Raw genomic sequence first — 18866 nt, forward strand, 5'->3', positions numbered from 1 at the left:
CATGTGTGACACAAGTGATTTTTTCACAGAAAAGACCACAAAGAAACTCTCAACACGCGCGATTCTTTTCCTCATCCAATGCCTCCTACGCAATACCGTGTGACGTGTGGAGTATGGAGGAATTTTTATCGTCGCAGTACTGGGGGTAGTTATCTCACTTATTCCTTACCTCGTCACCCGACGAACAGCAATCGCACAATCACGTGAAATTGATAGATTCTCACCGCAAATGCGATTACTGAACACCTCCCACCCGCATACCGAAGAAAGCTGCACAACAGGACACGGCATTTTGCTTAACGGAACACGCCCTGTCCACTCACACAATGGGGGCCTTATGGCACACGAAAAAGGTTCACCACAATCCGCGCAATTCTCACGCGTTCACGTGGTCCGTGAAATTGCGCGACTACGTGCCGAGCGCGCCGCACGACTTTCACGTGAAGCGGCAGGAGGACAACGCCGCATGATCGTGACATTTATATGCGCGGCACTGACAGTTATCTTAGGTATATCAACCGTGCTGGGTTCCCTTGCATGGGCATGGGCGCTGGCAGGAACGCTTCCTTTGGTAGGGGCTTTAACATGGTCACGTGTAGCTGCTATGCGCTCCGAACGTCGCAATCAGGCTGAAATTACGCGCCTGCGAGAACTACGCGACCAAGCCTCCCACGAAGTGACTGCGGAACCTCATGCCTACACAATCAATGGTTCTGTCACCAATGTTTCGACTGAACAAATCAAGGAAACCAGCCAATCAACGGCGCGCACAATCGATGAAGTAGTCACGCGCACCTCACAAACGCATACGGGAAAAACAGGCATAAACCAATACGACGAAAACGAAACGAAAGAATCCTCAGACGCAGCACCCGCTATCGCACGTCAATCTGAGGAAGAAACAGGCGCGGCCACAACGAGCGGAATGACATGGTCAGTGACACCGATTCCTGCGCCCACCTATGCGACTCGTAGCCGTGTCGCAGGACGCATGGTTCATGTTGATACGGATATGAGGGGTATTCCTCAAGTCAGCGCTCGCGTACCTGTGCGTCCTGTTGCGATTGGGCAGGTATCTGCGCCTACACAAACCACCGAGGAAGTAGTGGCAGACCAGGCTGTGCGTTTGGACCTTGAAGCTGTCCTAGAAGCTCGTCGCGCTCAGTAAGTATTGTGCTCAAGTAACGTGCGCGTGTCTGGTGCGGGCCAGAGCGCATATGCCACATCAGAGTCGTTTCCCATTTGACGGTGCCCATGTGCTCTGTAGCCCCGGGTTAACGAACTTCTCGGATCGCGCTCAAGTAACGGTGCTCATGATTTGATCGCTGAAATATCGTACCCAAGTAGGGGGATAGTGCCGAAGCAAACGGTCCGAACAGAGGTGTGGGTTTAAGGTTGTCCATCGGAGATGACGAAGCATTTGACGAAGGCAGCCCGAATAGGGGGCTGGCTTTAAGCGTGAAATATAGGACTGCGCAAGGCTAAGCAGTCCGGTCCGAATAGTGGCCGGGACTTATATTTTTCGATGCCGTTTGAAGGTATGTATAACGTGTCGAAATATGACGAAAGAAACGGTGAAGAATTCACCCCGTGGTTACTTCAGTGCTAAAATGGGTGAGTTCCTTTGGGGCTATGGCGCAGTTGGTAGCGCGTCTCGTTCGCAATGAGAAGGTCAGGGGTTCGAATCCCCTTAGCTCCACAATCACCCCGTGATTTCGTTGAGATCACGGGGTTTTCGTTGAAATAAAGCGGAAAATAGCAAGTTGTGCAAATTAGGACTTTTGCAGCTTTTGGCATATGTGGTCCTAAATAGGAGCTTATTGGTCATTTGGGGGTTCGGACAGTTTCTTGGAGTTTTTAGGAGACTGTGATGAAGGTTGTTTATACGTCTGAGCAGCGTCGTGTTGCTATCGCGACGTATCGGAAAGTGCATTCGTATTCGAAGACGTGTCGTGTTCTTGGTTATCCCGTTCAAGTAAGGCTTCAAAGACATGTCTCCTCCCGCTAAGGAGCTGATGAAACTCGCGTTGGAGGGCAAGTTCACTCATGACGGACACCCGGTACTGCGGTGGATGATGGACAACATTTTTATCCGCAGCGACCCTGCCGGGAGCATCAAATCCGACAAAGAAAAATCCACCGAGAAAATCAACGGCGTCGTCACCACCATCATGGGCCTAGACCGTGCCATCAGATGCAGTGGGCCTGCCAGTGAATCGGTTTACGAGCAGCAAGAGCGCGTACAACAAAAAGCATATTTTTTTCATGTAATGTCAAGTTATATGCTGCATGCGATGAAACTCTCAGGTACTCTCTGAGTAGTGGTGTTGGATACGTCACTATGTATGACGAGTTTATAGTCACTGTACGGCTTGTTCGGGTTAATAAATTTTACGCACATTTCCTACACGAACACCGAGAAAACGAAAATAAGCACAAGGAGAATTACAATGACAAAAATTCTAGTAGGTGCTTTTAAAGCGCTGATCGGTTCTGGCACTGCTGTTGCTCTTGTTTTGGGGTCAGGAGGCATCTCTGGAACGGCATACGCTACTGATTCTGGTGGTAAGCAACTTTTCGCGAGCGCTAGTGCAACAGTGTCTGAAGCTGAAGTAGCGAAATTGGTGGAAGATTTAGAAACGCTTTTCACCAAGTACGTACCTCAAGTCGATGGAAAATATATCGTAAACGAAGAAGCCGTCATTGAAGATGGTTACGCAGATCAACTTGAAGATTTTCGCACAGTCGCGGCGGTCTTCAATAGCACTTCAAATTAATTGGGAGCAGGCTTCTCTGTCGCAGCGGTATCCTGTGCTCTTTAATCTAGGGGAAGTCCGATGCGTGCGAATACTGTATTTACGTTAGGTTTTTTCGCCACTATTGTGCCGGCATTTTGGGTGATTATCTCATTTGCTAGAGATTGGGCATTCTTTGACCCAGTGTCAATTTTGGGTGCAATTTTAGGGGGTGTTTTTGTCACTTTTGTGGCTAGAAAAACACTTAAGAGTGACTCAAATTCCCCTAAAGGACCTAGTGTGTAAAGCGTTACCAAGCGTTGGGCATAGCGATCGCTTGGATGGTGCTAGCTCGCTTCATCTTTCTCAACACGGGACGCTCCTGGACAGAAATCCAGCCCGTACTCACACCACAAGAGGTGAAGCCGGGCTGAACGATTGAGTCCAATGTCAATTCGCACGAGGCTTCTCGTCAATTGCTGTCTTGAACGAGTAAGTCAAGGACGCAGGATTGATCCGATTTTTATCCAATGATTGATGTGTCATCGTTTCTGCGCTTGTTTTGCACGCCGGTACAAAACGATACGTGCCGTTACGCCCCGGCTAACAAACTGATTGTCGCTTTGCGCCCTGGTACAGAACGATACGTGGTGCGTGTGTTACGTGCTCAGCAATAGCGCCATGCAACTCGTCTTTGTGCAGGATGATCCATTAATTTCATTCATCCCCACTTTTCCTATGGAGGTTCGTCAACACTGTTTTCTTCTAGTCCTGTCGCATTTTTAAGTGGCAGTTAAAGTACAAATTTGTCTTAAGACTTTAAGTGATTGTTGAAAGAATGCAGTGTGATTGAACATCACATTCACGTTTTGTCAAACCTGTTGCTTGACAGTTTTCGGGGGGGGGGGGGTAGTTTTGGTCTTGAAATAAAAGCCAAGAATAGGAGGGTGACAAATGTCAACCGAGAATACGACTTCTTTCCAGCTGGCTCCTGGTGAAACAAATGTGTACGGCGCAAAGGTCGCGCCATCGTTGCTGACACCCTACCTTAAGGGTGAGCTTATGTGTTCTTCGACCCGTTTGGTGTACAAGGTGCCTAACACCATTTTTGGTCTTATTCCGGCTGGCGCGTCGGAGAATACGGTTCCGCTTAAGGCGATTGCTTCTGTTAATACTTCTACGTCTTTTGAAGTTGGCCGGATAATCCTAGGTGTTGCTTTGGTGCTTGCTGGTTTTGGGCTAGGCGGTCAGGCCCTTCTTTTTGTGATTTTTGGGGTGATGTTCCTTGCGATGGCTTTTCCGGCGCAGCTTAATGTGGTTAATCATGCAGGCGGTGTTACGTCGGTAAAGGTTTCAATTTTGCATAAGAATGTTCTTCAGCAGTTCGCAAAAGAGCTTCAGGGGCGAGTTTTTGCTGATTTGGATGCGACACGGCATGATGAAGCTCAAATGGCACGCATGATGCAAATGCAATTGCAGCAGATGCAGCTTCAACAAATGCAGGTTCAAAACGAAAACCGGCTTAATGACCAAAACTAGATAATGCTGGCATGTCGTTTCAAGAGTCCACAGAAGGGCTAAGACAGGTGCCTGATGTGCGGGAATTGTGAGTATTTTTCTGGTGCTACTAGTCGCGTGTTTATCTCATTTCTTACCCGCACACTCACAGCTTGCTATTACTTCCAGGCTCTCTACTGATACTCGCTTACCTGAACTTATCTGATCCCATCGAGGAATTTTAAGCGAGTATCACGTGGAGGCCTTCGGACGGGGAACGGCATACATGACGCGGAGGAACACTCATGAAAACACTACGACGTTTCGCATCAACACTGATGCTCACAATTAAAGAACACAAGCTGCTGTCTGCCTTAACTGGCATTGCAACGATTCTCGCTCTTGTTGCAGGTGGAGTTGCTGTCGCACAGCTTGGCTCCCAGCCTGAGAGTATCACTGCTCAAAGCGCTGACACGCCAGCTACGTCTCCTAAGCCCACTCCTAAGCCCACTCCTAAGCCTAAGGCGAAGCTCAAGCTCGATGTCCAGTCGAAAGACAAGACGTGGACAGACTCATCTTCGCCTGCGATCACGCGTATCCAAGGCGCTGAAGAATCCAATAAGAGCACGGACTTCCATCATGCTGTGCGTCCAAACGATCCACAAAGCGTGAGCACTGTTGAGGTGCCTGTTGGACGTTATAATGTCTCTCTTATCTCTCCAATCAACGCTGATGGTTCGATTGAAGTCACCTCTGATCCTGCCAAGGCTGAAGCTGTTTCCACTCCTATCGACGTGTCTGCTCGCAATGAACTCTCTACCGTTGAGATTCCAATTGCCAACGTTAAGCCCGCTGATGTTCCATCTGATGTGATCCATAAGATCGCAGAAGAAACCGGCAAAGCTATTGCCACCGGTGACGCTACTCTTGCGGGGGATGCTGGTAAGAACGCTTTGGACACCGTTGAAAAGAACGGCAAGGCAAACCCGAACATGAGTGAGGATGATAAGAACAAGGTGGAGGAAACCACAAGTGCTGTCACCCCTGCACCTGAGGATAAACCTCATGTGGACGTCACACCGTCTGCTCCAAAGCCTGCCGAGCCTGCACCTAACGCGTCCCCTGCCACGCCCAAGCCTGCAACGCCTGCTGCTCCAGCAGCAAAGCCTAAGAAGTGGGTTGCTGAAAAAGGTCACTGGGATAAGCAACCGGTGTACGAGGAAGTGGATGTTCCCTACACCGAGAACGTTCTCGTTGAGGAAGCTCGTACGGAGTATGTAACTGTACGAGTAGAGATTTATTTCCCTGAAAGCAAACGTCTATTCACTATTGGCAGGGTTGCTGATCCTGTCCAAAATGAAGCAAACCATGACGCTTTTTGGAAAGAAGTATATGCTCATCAACTAGAACTCATGTACGCTGATAAAATTGGTAACTTTAGCGAAAAATATATCAAAGGTCCAATTGAAATCCCCGCCAAGTATGAAACTGTGACGAAATACCGTAAAGAGTCTCGTCAAACCGGCACAAAGGACATCTGGATCGTAGACGTTCCTGCTCACTGGGAGTAGTACTCCACCCCACCTCATGCAGCACTGCAACACTGTTGTGGTGCTGCATGATTTTATCAGCAACGTGACCGTTGCGATAGTGTGTGGTGTCGCGCGCATAGAGTGTGACGCGTGTTTATGGGAGGGCCGGCTTCGTGGGCTGGCAGTTTTGCGTATTGCGTGGAATCGCATTGTGTGGAGGCTGATGCTGTCTATTTGTACAGGTGACTGAGAAGGAAAGCGGGTAAATCTTGCGCTGATTTTTATTGATTGAGTGTCATATCCTTTTCTTATGTTAATGTTATTTTTTCCTTACAAGCTGTCATTTTATGACTATTAAAAGTGTGTTATTCTCGGTTGTGCGCGCAGAAATTTTTTAGGTGACTAATGCTTTAAGGGTCTACCTAAGTTGTATTTACTTAGGTTATACTTACTTACGCTCACCTAAGTTCAAATGTCAAAGTGACGTGAGGAGAAAGACATGCAAAGAAGCAGGGGAAAATGGAAAGGAAGTATCGCCGCTGCCGCGCTCTGCGGGGCACTAGCCACCTCCTTCCTTATTCCAATGGCAGCTCAAGCCTCCCAGCAAGAAATTAAAGACGCAGTCTTCCAATGGGGTCTGAACGCAGAATCAGGAAGCGCCGGATACGCACCCAACACTTGTAACTTCCTTGGCGCTGGCGTAGCCGGAGACAACGAATCTTCCAGCGTATGGCAAGGCGAACTACGGGAAAACGGCGCAGCCTTTGTCAACACTGAAAACCAAGACGTGATGTGGAGGCAAAACGAAGACAACACCTCCATCCTCAAACCCAATAGCAGCGGAGAACTAGTTCCAACCACCTGGGACACCAAATGCCAAACCCGAGACGGTTCTAAAACAAATACCTCAGGGAAAACATCAGAAAATATTGTTCGTATCGTCAAAGGACAAGGAACGGTTGATCCTGCCGCAAACTCAGCAGAAATCCGCTGGTACGGCTCTTTCACAGTTGTCTACTACTCAGGAATGACCTACTGGAGCGTTGTCAATCCTAAACTCAGCGTAGTCAACGGTGAAGGCACCCTCAAAGGACGTGTTTCCGGATACGGGACATCCATGGAAGACCAGAGCCAATGGAAAGGTCTGCGTAGCCGAGAAGTCACCCTCGCCACCTTGAAAAATGTCACGGTAACCGAAAACGGTATCAAAGTTACCCCCGAATACAAGGGAGTAGAGATTACTCCTCCCAACGGCGCAACCCAGGTACGCTCCGGAGCAAACTGGGGTTCATGGCCACAAGACTTTGTTGATTTCCAAGGTGAAACTGGGCAAGCACCCTACTGGTACTCCAGCGGCGGCGCAGCAGACGCACGTAAAATCCCCCAGGAAATCGGCATCACCTACAGTGTTGCCACGCCCGCGTCATACGCCATCTCAGTTGAAGGCGGAACAGCCTCCCTTACTCAAGCAACCGCAGGAACCCAAGTCACCTTAACCGCTGAAGTTCCTCAAGGTAAACGCTTTGCCGGGTGGCAGGGAATTAACGGAGGCGCAACTATCGCCGACCCCTCACAGCCCACAACCACTTTCACTATGCCGGCATCTGACGTAACCATCAAAGCCGTCTACACAGATGAAATTACTCCCAGCTTTGAAGTGACCGTTGACGGTGGAACAGCGTCTCCCTCAAACGCAAAAGAAGGAACGAATATTTCACTGAGCGCAACGATTCCTCAGGGCAAACGTTTTGTTGAATGGAGCACCGAAACAGCCGGCGTATCCTTTGCCAACGCGAAAGATGCGAATACCAGCTTCACTATGCCTGCCTCCGCGGTTTCAATCACAGCAACCTATGAGGACGATCCGGCACTAGCTGCCCATCCGATCACCGTCACCGGCGGCACAGCTTCTCCGGATACGGCGCGTGCAGGGCAGAGCGTGACCATCACAGCTCAAGTCCCAGAAAATCATCACTTCCTTCGCTGGACGACTGAAACCCCTGATGTTACCCCGACCGCTTGGACCAGCCCAACAACAACCTTTACCATGCCTGCTTCAGCAGTGCAGATCACCGCAACTTTTGCGCCTAACGCTGCTCCTACTACTCGCCCCAAGCCCTCTGTGACCGTTGAACCGCACGAGAATCTTGACCCAGCAGCGAAAAATATCCTCACCATTACCGGTAAGGATTTTGTGGGAGATGCCGCGCGTAACGGTGTGTACGTGGTTGTCGGTGAAGAACGTGTGTGGAAGCCGGGAGAATACATCCACACCCAAGGCTTAGGTGAAGGCGAATTCCTTGCTTCCAGCTGGGTGACTCCCGAACAACTCCAAGCCAAAGATGGTGCCTTCACAGTGAAGCTCACTCTGGGCGCTAATAGTATGGACCGTTCTAAGACCTACTATGCAGGGACAATGGCCGCGCACGCTCTTGCTTTGACTGAGCGTTCCCTCGACCGAGCAGAAAAGCTCACATTCAACACGATCTCCTACGATCCCAACGCAATCTTTGCTCCGGATACCGTGACGGGAAGCCTGAGCAACGAAAGTGATGTTCGCGCTGAATGGACCTACTCCGGACAAACCCCGTCCCACGGATGGGACGTACGAATCGTCTGTGTAGAGAAGTGCTCCGATCCGCTGTATCAGAGCAAACAAAAGAGCATCAATGATCCCGATGCGCGCTCTGCCACCTTCACCGCGGTTCCTCATGGCGTGTACACTCTTTCCGTTCGCTCCGCAGGATGGTACGGAAATGACTACAAGGAAACCGAATGGGTGGTTTCTGACAAGGTTTACGTAGGCGTGGATGCTTCCACTGACTCAAAGCCTGAACCGGAATCTCCTTCTGTGTCCCCGCAGCCTTCCCAGCCTGCTCAGCCAGAAACTCCTTCCGTAAACCCGCAGCCTTCCCAGCCTGAGGACTCATCTGCTACTCAGCCGGAAAACTCATCCACTACCCAGCCTGAGGACTCACATACCCAACCGTCCTCACCAGAGGCAGAAAATACCCCGGCAACACCCGCTTTTGTTCAACCAAGGCTCACCCTTGCGCGTACTGAAGTGGCAGCGGGAGAATCCTTAGAAATTGTCGTCTCAGGATTTATGCCCGGAGCTGACGTGACCTTCGAGGCTCACTCTGATCCTCTCACCATCGGCACTATCACAGCCGATGCGCAAGGAATCGCACGCCTCACATGGAAAGTACCCGCATCCTTCCCTGCAGGTGAACACACCATACTCGCTACGGGTCTGGCCCGCGGCGCAGACGGCAAGGAACAGATGGTGACTTTATCCCAGAAGATCACCGTTGGAGCCGCAGAAGCAAAACACAACGGAGAGAAGAAAACTACTACCTCCCACGTGAACAGCGGACAACACCTCGCAGTCACAGGTGCCTCAACCCTGACTATCCTCTTAGGAAGCGGGATACTTGTCCTCGCAGGAGGAATCCTCACAAAGCGCCGTTTACAGGGCTGAAACTCCCCTGAAAAAGCGCGCTCCTGCGGGTTGGTCACGCACCGCCCGCAGGAGCACCCTCCCGAAGCTATGGAATCCGCGCCGCTCACTTAGGCCTTCCGCTCCGCATAAGCATCTGAGATACATGACGAACTTTTTGCAACGATTCAGCGCACACCGCCTCGCTGCCCCTTCCTTTTACACGGGGATACTCTGTGTTCTACTCGTATGCGTACCCGCTCTGGCAGGGTGCGCCAATATCGGTACTCTCAACGAAAACTACACCTCACAGTGCCAGAACATTCCCGCCTCCGAAGAAGCACGCATTCCTGTCCTGCCCCGTCCCGATCAACTCATCGCAGAACCAGCCCACTATCACGGCCCCACCACCGCTCGCACAGCAACACATGGGATAGTGCCAATCAGCGACAACCCGCTTCAATACCAAAAACTTCCCGTACACGTTGAATCCTCCGATGGGCCTATGCAGGAAATACGTGATACCACTCGGATTCTTGCCCTCAACCAAAACGGAGGCCTCGCTGCGGCCGTTGCTGGACTAGGTTTTGGATGCTCCCTTATCGGCAAAGACACCTCAACAAACTTTCCCGGAACAGAACACCTGCCGCTGGTGACTAAAAACGGGCACGAACTGGACGCAGAATCCATCCTTGCTCTGCGCCCTACACTTATCATCACCGACACAACCGTTGGCCCCTACGACGTGCAACTTCAACTACGCCAATCAGGAATCCCCGTGGTGATGATACCCCATTCCTTCCACGAAGGAATCCAAGGAGTCGCCCCTCAAATCCACGCGGTCGCGGCAGCCCTAGGAGTACCTGAACTAGGAGAACGGCTCGCACAACGTACCGATGAAGAAATAGCACGAACCGTTCAAACCATCGGAAAAATTGCCCCCACTGACCCTGCGAAAAAACCCCGCATTGTTTTCCTCTACGTTCGAGGAAAAAGCACCTACTACTGGTTCGGAGAAGGCTCAGGAGCAGATTCTCTTATTCGTGCCATTAGCGCAGTAGATGTCGCAGAAGAAGTAGGACTCAAAGGCATGGTACCAACAAATTCTGAAGCCCTGATACGTGCCCAGCCTGACATCATTATCGCCATGACAAAAGGACTGGAATCAGCCGGCGGACTGGAAGGATTTGTTACCCTCCCCGGAGTCGCCCAAACGCCAGCAGGACAAAACCGCCGCATCGTGGATATGAGCGACTACGAAGTGATGAGCTTTGGCCCACGGACAGCTGAAGTGATTGCCGCCCTCGCAACAGCCATATACGCGCCCGAAGCCGCAGAAGAAATACAGCGTGAAGCCTCCAAACCTACTGCTGATTCTGACTCCTCAAACTCTATATCTTCCGGCGCTACCTTCCCTTCCGCCACCGACTACGGCACGTACAATGCGCACTCCGCCCAGTCAGACTCGACCTCCACCGATGGAAAAGCGAGGTGAGGATGCTGATGAAAAAACGAATACGCCCCGCTTTTCTTGCCCTACTTCTTATCATTGGCCTGTGCTGCGCGGTAGGAATCTCCGCAGTATATGGGCAGCTCATTATTCCCGCACGCGAAGTAGCAGGGAGCATCCTGCACACCCTGGGAATCCACTGGCTTCCAGAACCCTCCCACCCTTTCGGTAACGAAGCCCTATGGAACGTCCGCTTTCCACGTATCGCCATGGCTGTGATAGTTGGAGCCGCGCTCGCAGTTGCGGGAGCAATTATGCAGGGAATCTTCGGTAACCCTCTGGCAGAACCCGGGACCGTAGGAGTTTCCTCAGGCGCTGCCGTGGGAGCCTCATCCTCCATTGTTTTCGGATGGAACTTTCTTGGTGCCATGACGACACCTACCATTGCTTTTATCTGTGGTTTCGTCACAACAATGGGAGTCTATTTCCTCGCACGACACCACGGCCGTACTGAGGTGATTACACTCATTTTGACCGGTGTCGCGGTGAACGCTATCGCCGGAGCAATCATTTCGTTCATTGTTTTCCACGCGCCTACGCATGCCAGAGAACAGATTGTTTTCTGGCAGATGGGAAGCCTCAACGGGAGTCTCTGGGAGCAAGTAGCAATCATTGCGCCCCTTGGAATTGTGGCTATCTGCTCCTCATTTTTTCTGGCCCGTCAATTGGACCTTCTCTCACTGGGAGAAAAAGCCGCAAGACACCTAGGAGTCAATGTTGAGATGCTGCGCCTGAGCGCAATGGGACTCGTTGCGCTACTCGTATCCGCAGCCGTCGCATTTGTTGGGATCATTGCTTTCGTAGGCCTTGTCGTCCCACACCTTTTACGTCTCCTCGTTGGCCCCTCTCACCGGTATCTTCTTGCCCTATGCGCACTAGGCGGAGCTTTCCTCCTTGTTGTTGCTGATTTTGCCTCACGCACGCTGATTACTTTCGCTGATCTGCCAATCGGTATGCTCACCTCGCTGGTGGGCGGGCCTTTCTTCTTCTACCTTTTACGGCGTTCACGCACACGTTCAGGAGGGTGGGCCTGATGCTGAATCGACATCATCGCATCCCCGATACTCACCGTGTAGGGGAGCGCCTCGTTCGTGCGCGTCATCTGGAAGTGGAAATCGCTGGGAAACGCATTATTCACGACATTAACATTGACCTTTACGCGGGGGAAGTAGTTGCTCTTGTCGGTCCTAACGGTGCGGGAAAATCAACACTCCTTGCCGCAATCAGCGCAGATCTGCCCTTGAGCCGTGGGGAAGTGCTGATAAATGAGAGGGAAATATCTCGGTGGAATACGACTGAACTTGCTATGCGTCGCGCTGTTCTCCTGCAAAATATCGGTATTTCTTTCCCCTTCACCGTGGAAGAAGTGGTACGCATGGGGCGTTCTCCCTGGGCGGGAACACCAGCGGAAACACAAGACGAATTAATCGTCTCAGCCGCTATGCGTATGACCCAAGTGGAAGAACTACGTGAACGTTCCTACACCACTTTATCTGGGGGAGAAAAAGGCCGAGTAGCTTTCGCGCGAGTCCTATCGCAAGCAACACCACTCATCTTTCTTGACGAGGCTACCGCAGCTATGGACATCCGCCATCAGGAAATGGTGATGGGAATTGCCAGAGACTACGCGCGCCAAGGGGGAGGTGTTCTTCTTGTCGTCCACTCCCTCGATGTTGCTGCAGCCTACGCCGACCGTATTATCCTCATGAAAGACGGCACTATCGTCGAAGAAGGAAAACCCCGAGACGTGCTGAAATCTGAAATTTTGAGCACAGTGTATTCTCACCCGATCAGAGTTATAGAAGACCCCGACACCGCAAATCTCCTGATTATTCCTCAACGTCCTTTTTCGCCACTGTCCCCTAGCGATCATTTACCCAGCCACCACTGAAGGAGCATAACAAGTGAAAACCATGTATTCGCCTCGCCAGAAAGGAATGAGGACTCTCATAATTTCAGGGCTGGTAACTATGAGCACCCTGCTCGGGCTTTTCTTCATGCCAGCTTCAGCGCACGCCGGAGGCCGGGTGAGCTACAGCATCGCTTCAGGAACACTCGCTGCAGACGCCCCCAGCGTTTTAGAAATAGCAGGATCAGGCTTCCAATCCGTGAAAGGAGGATTCGGCGGTATCTACGTCTTTTTCGGATGGGTAGATGATCCTTACGGGATGAGCTGGTCACCCAGCAACGGGGGCCTTACCGGCGTGAACTATCGTTACGCTTACGACGACGAAACCAACCCCGCAGGCTACCAGCTTTTTGTTGCTTTCCCTGGTTCTTCTACCTCTTTTGCAGCCAACGGCGGCCAGATTAATGCTGATGGAACCTGGAACGGTCAGCTAACGATTCCAGGAGCACAGTTCACCACCTACGATCGTTCAGGAAATGCCTCGCAGGTTGATTGCACCCAAGTTCAATGCGGAATCATTACAATCGGAGCGCACGGACAAAAGAACGCTCATAATGAGAGTTTCACTCCCGTGAATTTCTCTACTTCCACCGCGCCCGTTCCCGCAGCGGCCCCCGGGGTTTCTCATGATACGACTACAGGAAATAACACTCAGAACGCTACGGCAGAAAATAAAGAGAACACGAACGAGCCTCTTAAAGAAACCCCAGATAATGAGAGCAATATTTCTGAAGAAGACGAAACTGGAGAGTCTGCCTCGCTCGCTGAGGACACCACGATAAGGAGAACAACGGCAACAAAGGACGCGGGAACTCCTTATGTGCAGGTGAGTGAAGATAATCGAGTCTCCACGTGGCTTCTTATTTTTTCCGCAGTAATTGCCGCTGCCACTCTTGTCTTTTTTGCCATAGGCACGGGTGCTTATCTGGCAATAAAAACTCTTATCGTGGGGATATCCCCTCAAGCTGCTCAGCGCGAGGAAGAACGCCGTAAAGTACGCGAGGAAAAACGTGAACAGCGCCCATCCCGCCGCAGCTACCGTCGCAGAGAATTAGAGAATGAGTCTGCTCCTTCGCTGTCTTTACCTCGAAGCAGTCAAGCGGAAGAAACCCGTGTCCTCCCCGCGTTAGAAGATGTAGAAGACACGCGCGCGCAGGCAGGGACAATGCCCAGCTTCTTCACAGATCAGGTGAAAGGAAAAGGGGAATGATTGAGGCAATGACACATGCTCTGAAGAAAGCCTGCTACATCTGTGCCGCCGCTGTTCTGCTGGCTGGAAGCGGGTGGCTGCTCGCTCCTGCTCACGCTGAGGAAACACCTGCTCCTTCGGATGAGCAGGGGAGTAGTACTCCTCTTGAAGGTGTAAAAATACGGTGGGGAATGAATGACGAAAGTTCTTCAGCCTCTTTCAACCCGGGGACGTGCAATTTCCTGTCTGCGGGCACATCTGGAAGCAAAGGAAGCTCCGCGGTGTGGACCGAAGCCGACGGTTTATATTCCTCACAAGACGGTCATGTTCGCATCGTTAAAGCGGATAGCAACGGCGGATGGACGCAGGCTTCTTGGGCAACGCGTTGCCTTGACCGTAACGGTCGTCAAGTTGGCTTACAACCGATCGGGTGGACCACTCAGAGTGAGGTAGAAATATCTGAAGGAAAAGGTGAAGTCCGAAGTGACGGTTCTTTACGTGTGTCATGGACAGGAAGCTGGACGGTTGTTTACTACGGAGGAATGACCTACTGGAGCGCTAAAAACCCTGTTTTAACTTTGGACGCGCAGGGAAATGGGACACTTCGAGCACTGGCATCAGGGTACGGAGCTGATCGGGAAAACACGCAGGAATGGAAAGCCATTCCTGAACAAGAAATCACTTTGGCGCAGTTACGTGGAGTTGATATGAGTGCTGCTCGCCGTGCGGGTGGTTTCAGCCATACTCCAGAATACGTGGGGGTTGCTATCCGCACGCCGAACGGAAGTGAAGCTCAGGCTCCTCGTACTGAACAAAACAAGGATTTTTGGGGATCTTTTCCTCAAGATTTTGTGGATTTTCAAGGGCTGACGGGGCAAGGATCCTACTGGTATTCTTCAAATGGTCAGCGTGACCGCGCGAAAGTTGCCTCCCCTATGAATGTGTCATTTTCTTCCGCCTTTACCCTGCCCCCAGCGCAGAATGAGGGAAATCTGAGCGCACCTCAACCAAAAGATGAAGCGGATCCAGCCCAGTCAGCTCCTCCTGTTCCACCGTCTGAAACTATTCCTTCCGATGCTCAGATGAAAGAAAATGAAGGAGCAGCGCACAATCCTCCCAACAACGCAGAGGCACGGAGCCAGAATTTTCGTCAGAACAAAGAAAAACCCGTAAACCCTGACCAGCAATCTTCGCAGAAAACACGTAATGCGGAGGAAGGGCAGAGTGACAAAACTTTAGGTTCTGAAGAAGCGAAGAAAAAGAAAACCAGCGAACCTGCTCGGGAAAAAAGGAATGAGACTTCTGCGCTACGTGCTCCAGAGCCTTGGAAAGACACTCCGGGACGTATCGCCCTTGGAGTAGGTACTCTGAGTGTAGCCTCAGCTTTGCCTGTATTGCTTGGAGTGCTGGTGAAACGCCGTCTTGCCTTGTAGGAAAATTCTGAACCGACGAAACTTTCGCACACAAACCATCAGCACGGAAAGCTGACAGGCTATTGCGAGCAGAGACGGACGAATACTTTTACTTCACGGTGCGAAAAAATTTGTCCCACGGCACATCAAGTGGGGCATCTTGTGCCACTACCGAATAAAGGAAACGACAGAGCGGATACTCGTCTTCACCAATTATTCCGCGTTCAGTGAGCGGCCCCAGAGCCTGACCAATCACCTGAATCGCCGCAACACCTTCAAGAGTGACACCTTTCATGTAGCGTTCTTTCACCTCAGAGAAAGGAATACCTTCACCAACAAAAGCTCCTGCTTTGACGTTACGCCCACCCATCGAGGTCACGAACATGTCGCCAACCCCTCCTAAACCGTCAGCGGTATGTGGATTGCCGCCCATGAGTTCAATAAACGAACGTAACTCCATTTGACCTTGAGCGAATATGGCGGCTCCGTAGTTGTACATAACGTAACGGTCATTTTCTTTACCCGCTTTGCGCAGGAGCCCCTGAGCAAAACCAGCAGCGAAAGCGTACACGTTCTTTGTTGCCGCACCAGTTTCATGGCCTACGAAATCTGTAGAAGTCCACACATGGTAGTAGTCTGTGCGGAAAAGGTCAGCAAGATACTCCACATCCTCAGCATGACGGCCACAAAAAACCACGCAAGTATCGTGATGAACAGCCAGTTCACCGGCAATTGAAGGACCAACAATTGCATTCCACGAAATCTGGTCAGCAAGGTGAGGATCAAAATAGGAACGAATAACATCAGGCAAAATATGAAGCGTCCCATCTTCGTCGGCACGCATCCCCTTAGTAACACACAAGAGTTTCTGTCCGGGTTTCATGAAGGACGCTAGCTGCTGACCTGCCCACTCAATGCCAAAAGAATTCACGCCGCACATCACAACATCAGCATCAGCGATAACATGAGCGGCATCTTCAAGCTGGAAGGCCGTGACACCCTCATTCACGTGAAGGCCAAGATCTGGGTGAATTCCACTTTTTTGAATTGAATCAATAATTTCCCGATCAAGGAAAGTGCCGATCAGACGGACCTCATTCCCGTTCTCTGAGGCTGGGAACGAAAGAGCCGTAGCCATGATGCCGGTTCCGAGAACAGCTATTTTTGCCATTGTTGTCCTTTCAACATGCGGCGGCCCTTGGAGCCTGTTTCAATAATCTCAATGCTGACCATATACCTTCTGGTAGCGTTCATAGAGCGTATCAGTGTGTTTTTGAGCAACAGGAATCGGGGTTCCTAACTGTTCAGCGATTGCGACAGTTCGTGCAACTTCCTCCACCATGACAGCGGCTTTCACTGCTGCCTCGCCATTTTTCCCTATGGTGAAAGGGCCATGATTAGCCATGAGCACGGCAGGGGAACGTGAATCTTTCAGAGTCTCAACGATGCCTCGCCCAATAGAATCGTCACCGATAATTGCGAAAGGTCCTACGGGAACTTCACCGCCAAATTCGTCGCTCATCATTGTGAGTACACATGGAATTGGACGATGGGCAGCGGCGAAAGCTGTGGCATATGTGGAATGAGTATGCACAATGCCACCCACTTTACTCATATGACGATAAACGTAGGCGTGGGCCGCTGTGTCAGAAGATGGTGAAAGCTCGGCAGGCGTGCCGTCATCAATTTTTTCTCCATCACATGTGCAAACGACCATTGTTTCTGCGCACAGCTCATCGTAACGCACACCTGAAGGTTTGATAACGAAAAAATCAGTGCCTTCCACTCGTTCGGAAACATTTCCGGCTGTCCACACGACAAGGTTATTGGCGGGTAACTCGCCGTGGAGACGAGCTACCCGTTCCCTTGTTGCGTGGACGCGTTCCTGAATATCTTCAGGTAATTCGCTAAGCCGGATCACTTCACGTCCTGAGCCTCATGAGGGTTTTCGGCTTCAGATTCAGCCACCGCACGGTCCCGGAATATGCGAGCGCGAATATCTTTGAGGCGATGCATAGGTGATTCTCCCTGTGTGTAGCGCCCAAAGTAATCGTGTAGTTCCTTGTAGATCGCGTAGATTTCATCGTATTTAGCTGAATCTTCAAGGTGAGGTGTGTACGCGTTTTTCTGTACGTGAGCCATTGCGTCGGCAGCAGAGAAAATGTCAGGGTAAATTCCGGCTGCGACGGCCGCAAAAATTGCTGAACCGAGCGCTCCAGCTTGATCTGAGGTGGAAATAGTGACTGGGCGACGAGTAACAGTGGAAAGGAGCTGCATGTAGAACTTATTTTTCAGCAGACCACCTGCAGCAACGATTTCATCGACTTTGATACCGTGCTTCTCGAAGTTGTCAATGATGACTCGGCAACCGAAAGCTGTTGCTTCAAGTAAAGAACGGTAGATTTCTTCAGGACGTGTCGTAAGCGTTTGGCCCATTGTCAGGCCGGATAAACGCGCGTCTGCGAGGATAGATCGGTTGCCATTGTGCCAATCGAGGGACACAAGCCCGTGTTCGCCTACTTCTTGGTCTTTGGCGAGTTCAACAAGGAGCTGGTGGACTGAGATGCCTTTCGCATCAGCTTCGTCCTTGTAGCTTTGGGGTACACAGTTGTCAACGAACCAAGCGAAGATATCACCTACAGCCGTTTGACCGCCTTCAAAACCCCAGTAGCCATCTACAGCGCCACCGTCAACGATTCCGAAAACTCCGGGACAGTCACTGTATTTTTCACTGTTCAAAACGTAACAGCAGGAAGTGCCAAGAATGGCAGTGAGCTGTGCGGGACGAACAGCATTCACACCAGCTACTACGACGTGGGCATCAATGTTTCCGGCTGCGACGGCGATACCTTCAGGTAATCCCATCAGATCAGCAAATTCTTTGTTCAGGCCGCCGACTTTACCGCCGAGAGGCACAATCGGGTAGTTCATTTTGTCGGTGAACATTGTGCCAAAGCCCGGTTTGACGGCTTCAAGGTACTCGTAGGAAGGGAAAGCACCGTCTTGGAGCATGCGCTTGTAACCTGAATCGCCGGCGGCACCTGTGAGTCGGCCAGTCATTTTCCATGTGAGCCAGTCCAAGAGGTTGACGATGTAATCGGTTGCCTCGTAAACATCGGGCGCCATTTCAAATACTTCGAGAACTTTAGGTAAAAGCAGTTCGGAGGAAAGTACGCCGCCGTAGCGTGAAAGCCAGTCTTCGCGGCGAGCTTGAGCTACTTGGACTAGGCGGTTTGCTTGGTCTTGTGCGCCGTGGTGTTTCCACAGTTTAACGTGGGCGTGAATATTGTTTTCAAAACCGGGTTTTTCGCACAGGGGTGTTCCTTCTTTATCTGTGAAGAACACGGTTGCTGAGGTCGCGTCTACGCCAATGCCGACGATATCTTTAGCGTCAATTCCGGCATCTTTTATTGCTGCGGGCACGGATTCGCGGAGTACTTTGATGTAGTCAGCGGGGTTTTGTAAAGCAAATTCGGGGGGAAGCTGCTGGTTGTCGCCAGCAGTGAGGGTGCGGTCCATCACGCCGTGAGGGTATTCGGTGACGTGAGTGCCTACCTGCTCTCCATTTGCGGCATCAACAATGACGGCGCGGCCGGAGAGGGTACCAAAATCAATACCGATGAGGTATTTCTTGGACATTGTT

General features: G+C 51.2%; 13 protein-coding genes, 1 tRNA gene and 1 pseudogene. 12 read left to right on the plus strand and 3 right to left on the minus strand.

Going from position 1 to position 18866, the window contains the following annotated elements:
• Nucleotides 1-106 precede the first annotated feature (106 nt).
• The 12 genes and pseudogenes from LRP57_RS01025 to LRP57_RS01080 all read left to right on the plus strand — a co-directional run bounded on the left by LRP57_RS01025 (nt 107) and on the right by LRP57_RS01080 (nt 15244).
• A complete protein-coding gene (locus LRP57_RS01025) occupies nt 107-1168 on the plus strand; it encodes a hypothetical protein (protein ID WP_231204194.1) in 1062 nt (353 codons plus the stop codon).
• A 458-nt stretch (nt 1169-1626) separates the two neighbouring features.
• Nucleotides 1627-1699: transfer RNA gene (locus LRP57_RS01030), tRNA-Ala, on the plus strand.
• Nucleotides 1700-1979: 280 nt separating this feature from the next.
• Nucleotides 1980-2234: pseudogene (locus LRP57_RS01035) on the plus strand (terminase TerL endonuclease subunit); the annotation flags it as partial.
• Between the two features lie 216 nt (nt 2235-2450).
• Nucleotides 2451-2777, plus strand: a complete 327-nt coding sequence (locus tag LRP57_RS01040; RefSeq protein WP_231204196.1) for a hypothetical protein — start codon at nt 2451-2453, stop codon at nt 2775-2777.
• A gap of 912 nt (nt 2778-3689) precedes the next feature.
• On the plus strand, nt 3690-4274 hold the full coding sequence (locus LRP57_RS01045; protein ID WP_231204198.1) for a hypothetical protein: 585 nt from the start codon (nt 3690-3692) through the stop codon (nt 4272-4274).
• Between the two features lie 263 nt (nt 4275-4537).
• Complete coding sequence (locus tag LRP57_RS01050) at nt 4538-5803, plus strand: hypothetical protein (RefSeq protein WP_231204200.1); 1266 nt, start codon at nt 4538-4540, stop codon at nt 5801-5803.
• A 460-nt stretch (nt 5804-6263) separates the two neighbouring features.
• Nucleotides 6264-9245: an InlB B-repeat-containing protein gene (locus LRP57_RS01055; protein WP_231204202.1), complete on the plus strand. Its 2982-nt coding sequence runs from the start codon at nt 6264-6266 to the stop codon at nt 9243-9245.
• A 124-nt stretch (nt 9246-9369) separates the two neighbouring features.
• Nucleotides 9370-10698, plus strand: a complete 1329-nt coding sequence (locus LRP57_RS01060; RefSeq protein ID WP_231204204.1) for a heme/hemin ABC transporter substrate-binding protein — start codon at nt 9370-9372, stop codon at nt 10696-10698.
• 8 nt (nt 10699-10706) lie between these two features.
• Complete coding sequence (locus LRP57_RS01065; RefSeq protein ID WP_231204206.1) at nt 10707-11747, plus strand: FecCD family ABC transporter permease; 1041 nt, start codon at nt 10707-10709, stop codon at nt 11745-11747.
• Nucleotides 11747-12604 (plus strand): heme ABC transporter ATP-binding protein, encoded by an 858-nt coding sequence (locus LRP57_RS01070; RefSeq protein ID WP_231204208.1) that lies wholly within the window; start codon nt 11747-11749, stop codon nt 12602-12604. Before LRP57_RS01065 ends, LRP57_RS01070 begins: the two co-directional genes overlap by 1 nt.
• A 136-nt stretch (nt 12605-12740) precedes the next feature.
• The gene (locus tag LRP57_RS01075; RefSeq protein WP_231204210.1) at nt 12741-13832 is read left to right on the plus strand and encodes a hypothetical protein; all 1092 of its coding nucleotides are present in this window, start codon (nt 12741-12743) and stop codon (nt 13830-13832) included.
• On the plus strand, nt 13829-15244 hold the full coding sequence (locus LRP57_RS01080) for a hypothetical protein (protein WP_231204212.1): 1416 nt from the start codon (nt 13829-13831) through the stop codon (nt 15242-15244). Before LRP57_RS01075 ends, LRP57_RS01080 begins: the two co-directional genes overlap by 4 nt.
• An 88-nt stretch (nt 15245-15332) precedes the next feature.
• On the opposite strand, the gene LRP57_RS01085 is transcribed toward LRP57_RS01080, so the two are convergent.
• The 3 genes from LRP57_RS01085 to LRP57_RS01095 are packed head-to-tail and all read right to left on the minus strand — an operon-like array spanning nt 15333 to nt 18862.
• Nucleotides 15333-16394 carry an NAD(P)H-dependent glycerol-3-phosphate dehydrogenase gene (locus LRP57_RS01085; RefSeq protein ID WP_231204214.1) on the minus strand — a complete coding sequence of 354 codons (1062 nt, stop codon included), beginning with the start codon at nt 16392-16394 and terminating at the stop codon, nt 15333-15335.
• A gap of 48 nt (nt 16395-16442) precedes the next feature.
• Nucleotides 16443-17141 carry an L-ribulose-5-phosphate 4-epimerase gene (locus LRP57_RS01090; RefSeq protein ID WP_231204587.1) on the minus strand — a complete coding sequence of 233 codons (699 nt, stop codon included), beginning with the start codon at nt 17139-17141 and terminating at the stop codon, nt 16443-16445.
• Nucleotides 17141-18862: a ribulokinase gene (locus LRP57_RS01095; protein WP_231204216.1), complete on the minus strand. Its 1722-nt coding sequence runs from the start codon at nt 18860-18862 to the stop codon at nt 17141-17143. Before LRP57_RS01095 ends, LRP57_RS01090 begins: the two co-directional genes overlap by 1 nt.
• Nucleotides 18863-18866 lie beyond the last annotated feature (4 nt).

Origin of the sequence: Schaalia sp. lx-260 (assembly GCF_021083645.1) — a bacterium.
Taxonomy (GTDB): Bacteria; Actinomycetota; Actinomycetes; order Actinomycetales; family Actinomycetaceae; genus Pauljensenia.

Excerpts from the sequence above, each read along its gene's own strand:
- LRP57_RS01095 (WP_231204216.1), bottom strand. The coding sequence starts at position 18,862 with ATGTCCAAGAAATACCTCATCGGTATTGATTTTGGTACCCTCTCCGGC.
- LRP57_RS01060 (WP_231204204.1), top strand. The coding sequence starts at position 9,370 with ATGACGAACTTTTTGCAACGATTCAGCGCACACCGCCTCGCTGCCCCT.
- LRP57_RS01085 (WP_231204214.1), bottom strand. The coding sequence starts at position 16,394 with ATGGCAAAAATAGCTGTTCTCGGAACCGGCATCATGGCTACGGCTCTT.
- LRP57_RS01040 (WP_231204196.1), top strand. The coding sequence starts at position 2,451 with ATGACAAAAATTCTAGTAGGTGCTTTTAAAGCGCTGATCGGTTCTGGC.
- LRP57_RS01050 (WP_231204200.1), top strand. The coding sequence starts at position 4,538 with ATGAAAACACTACGACGTTTCGCATCAACACTGATGCTCACAATTAAA.
- LRP57_RS01070 (WP_231204208.1), top strand. The coding sequence starts at position 11,747 with ATGCTGAATCGACATCATCGCATCCCCGATACTCACCGTGTAGGGGAG.
- LRP57_RS01045 (WP_231204198.1), top strand. The coding sequence starts at position 3,690 with ATGTCAACCGAGAATACGACTTCTTTCCAGCTGGCTCCTGGTGAAACA.
- LRP57_RS01080 (WP_231204212.1), top strand. The coding sequence starts at position 13,829 with ATGATTGAGGCAATGACACATGCTCTGAAGAAAGCCTGCTACATCTGT.
- LRP57_RS01065 (WP_231204206.1), top strand. The coding sequence starts at position 10,707 with ATGAAAAAACGAATACGCCCCGCTTTTCTTGCCCTACTTCTTATCATT.
- LRP57_RS01055 (WP_231204202.1), top strand. The coding sequence starts at position 6,264 with ATGCAAAGAAGCAGGGGAAAATGGAAAGGAAGTATCGCCGCTGCCGCG.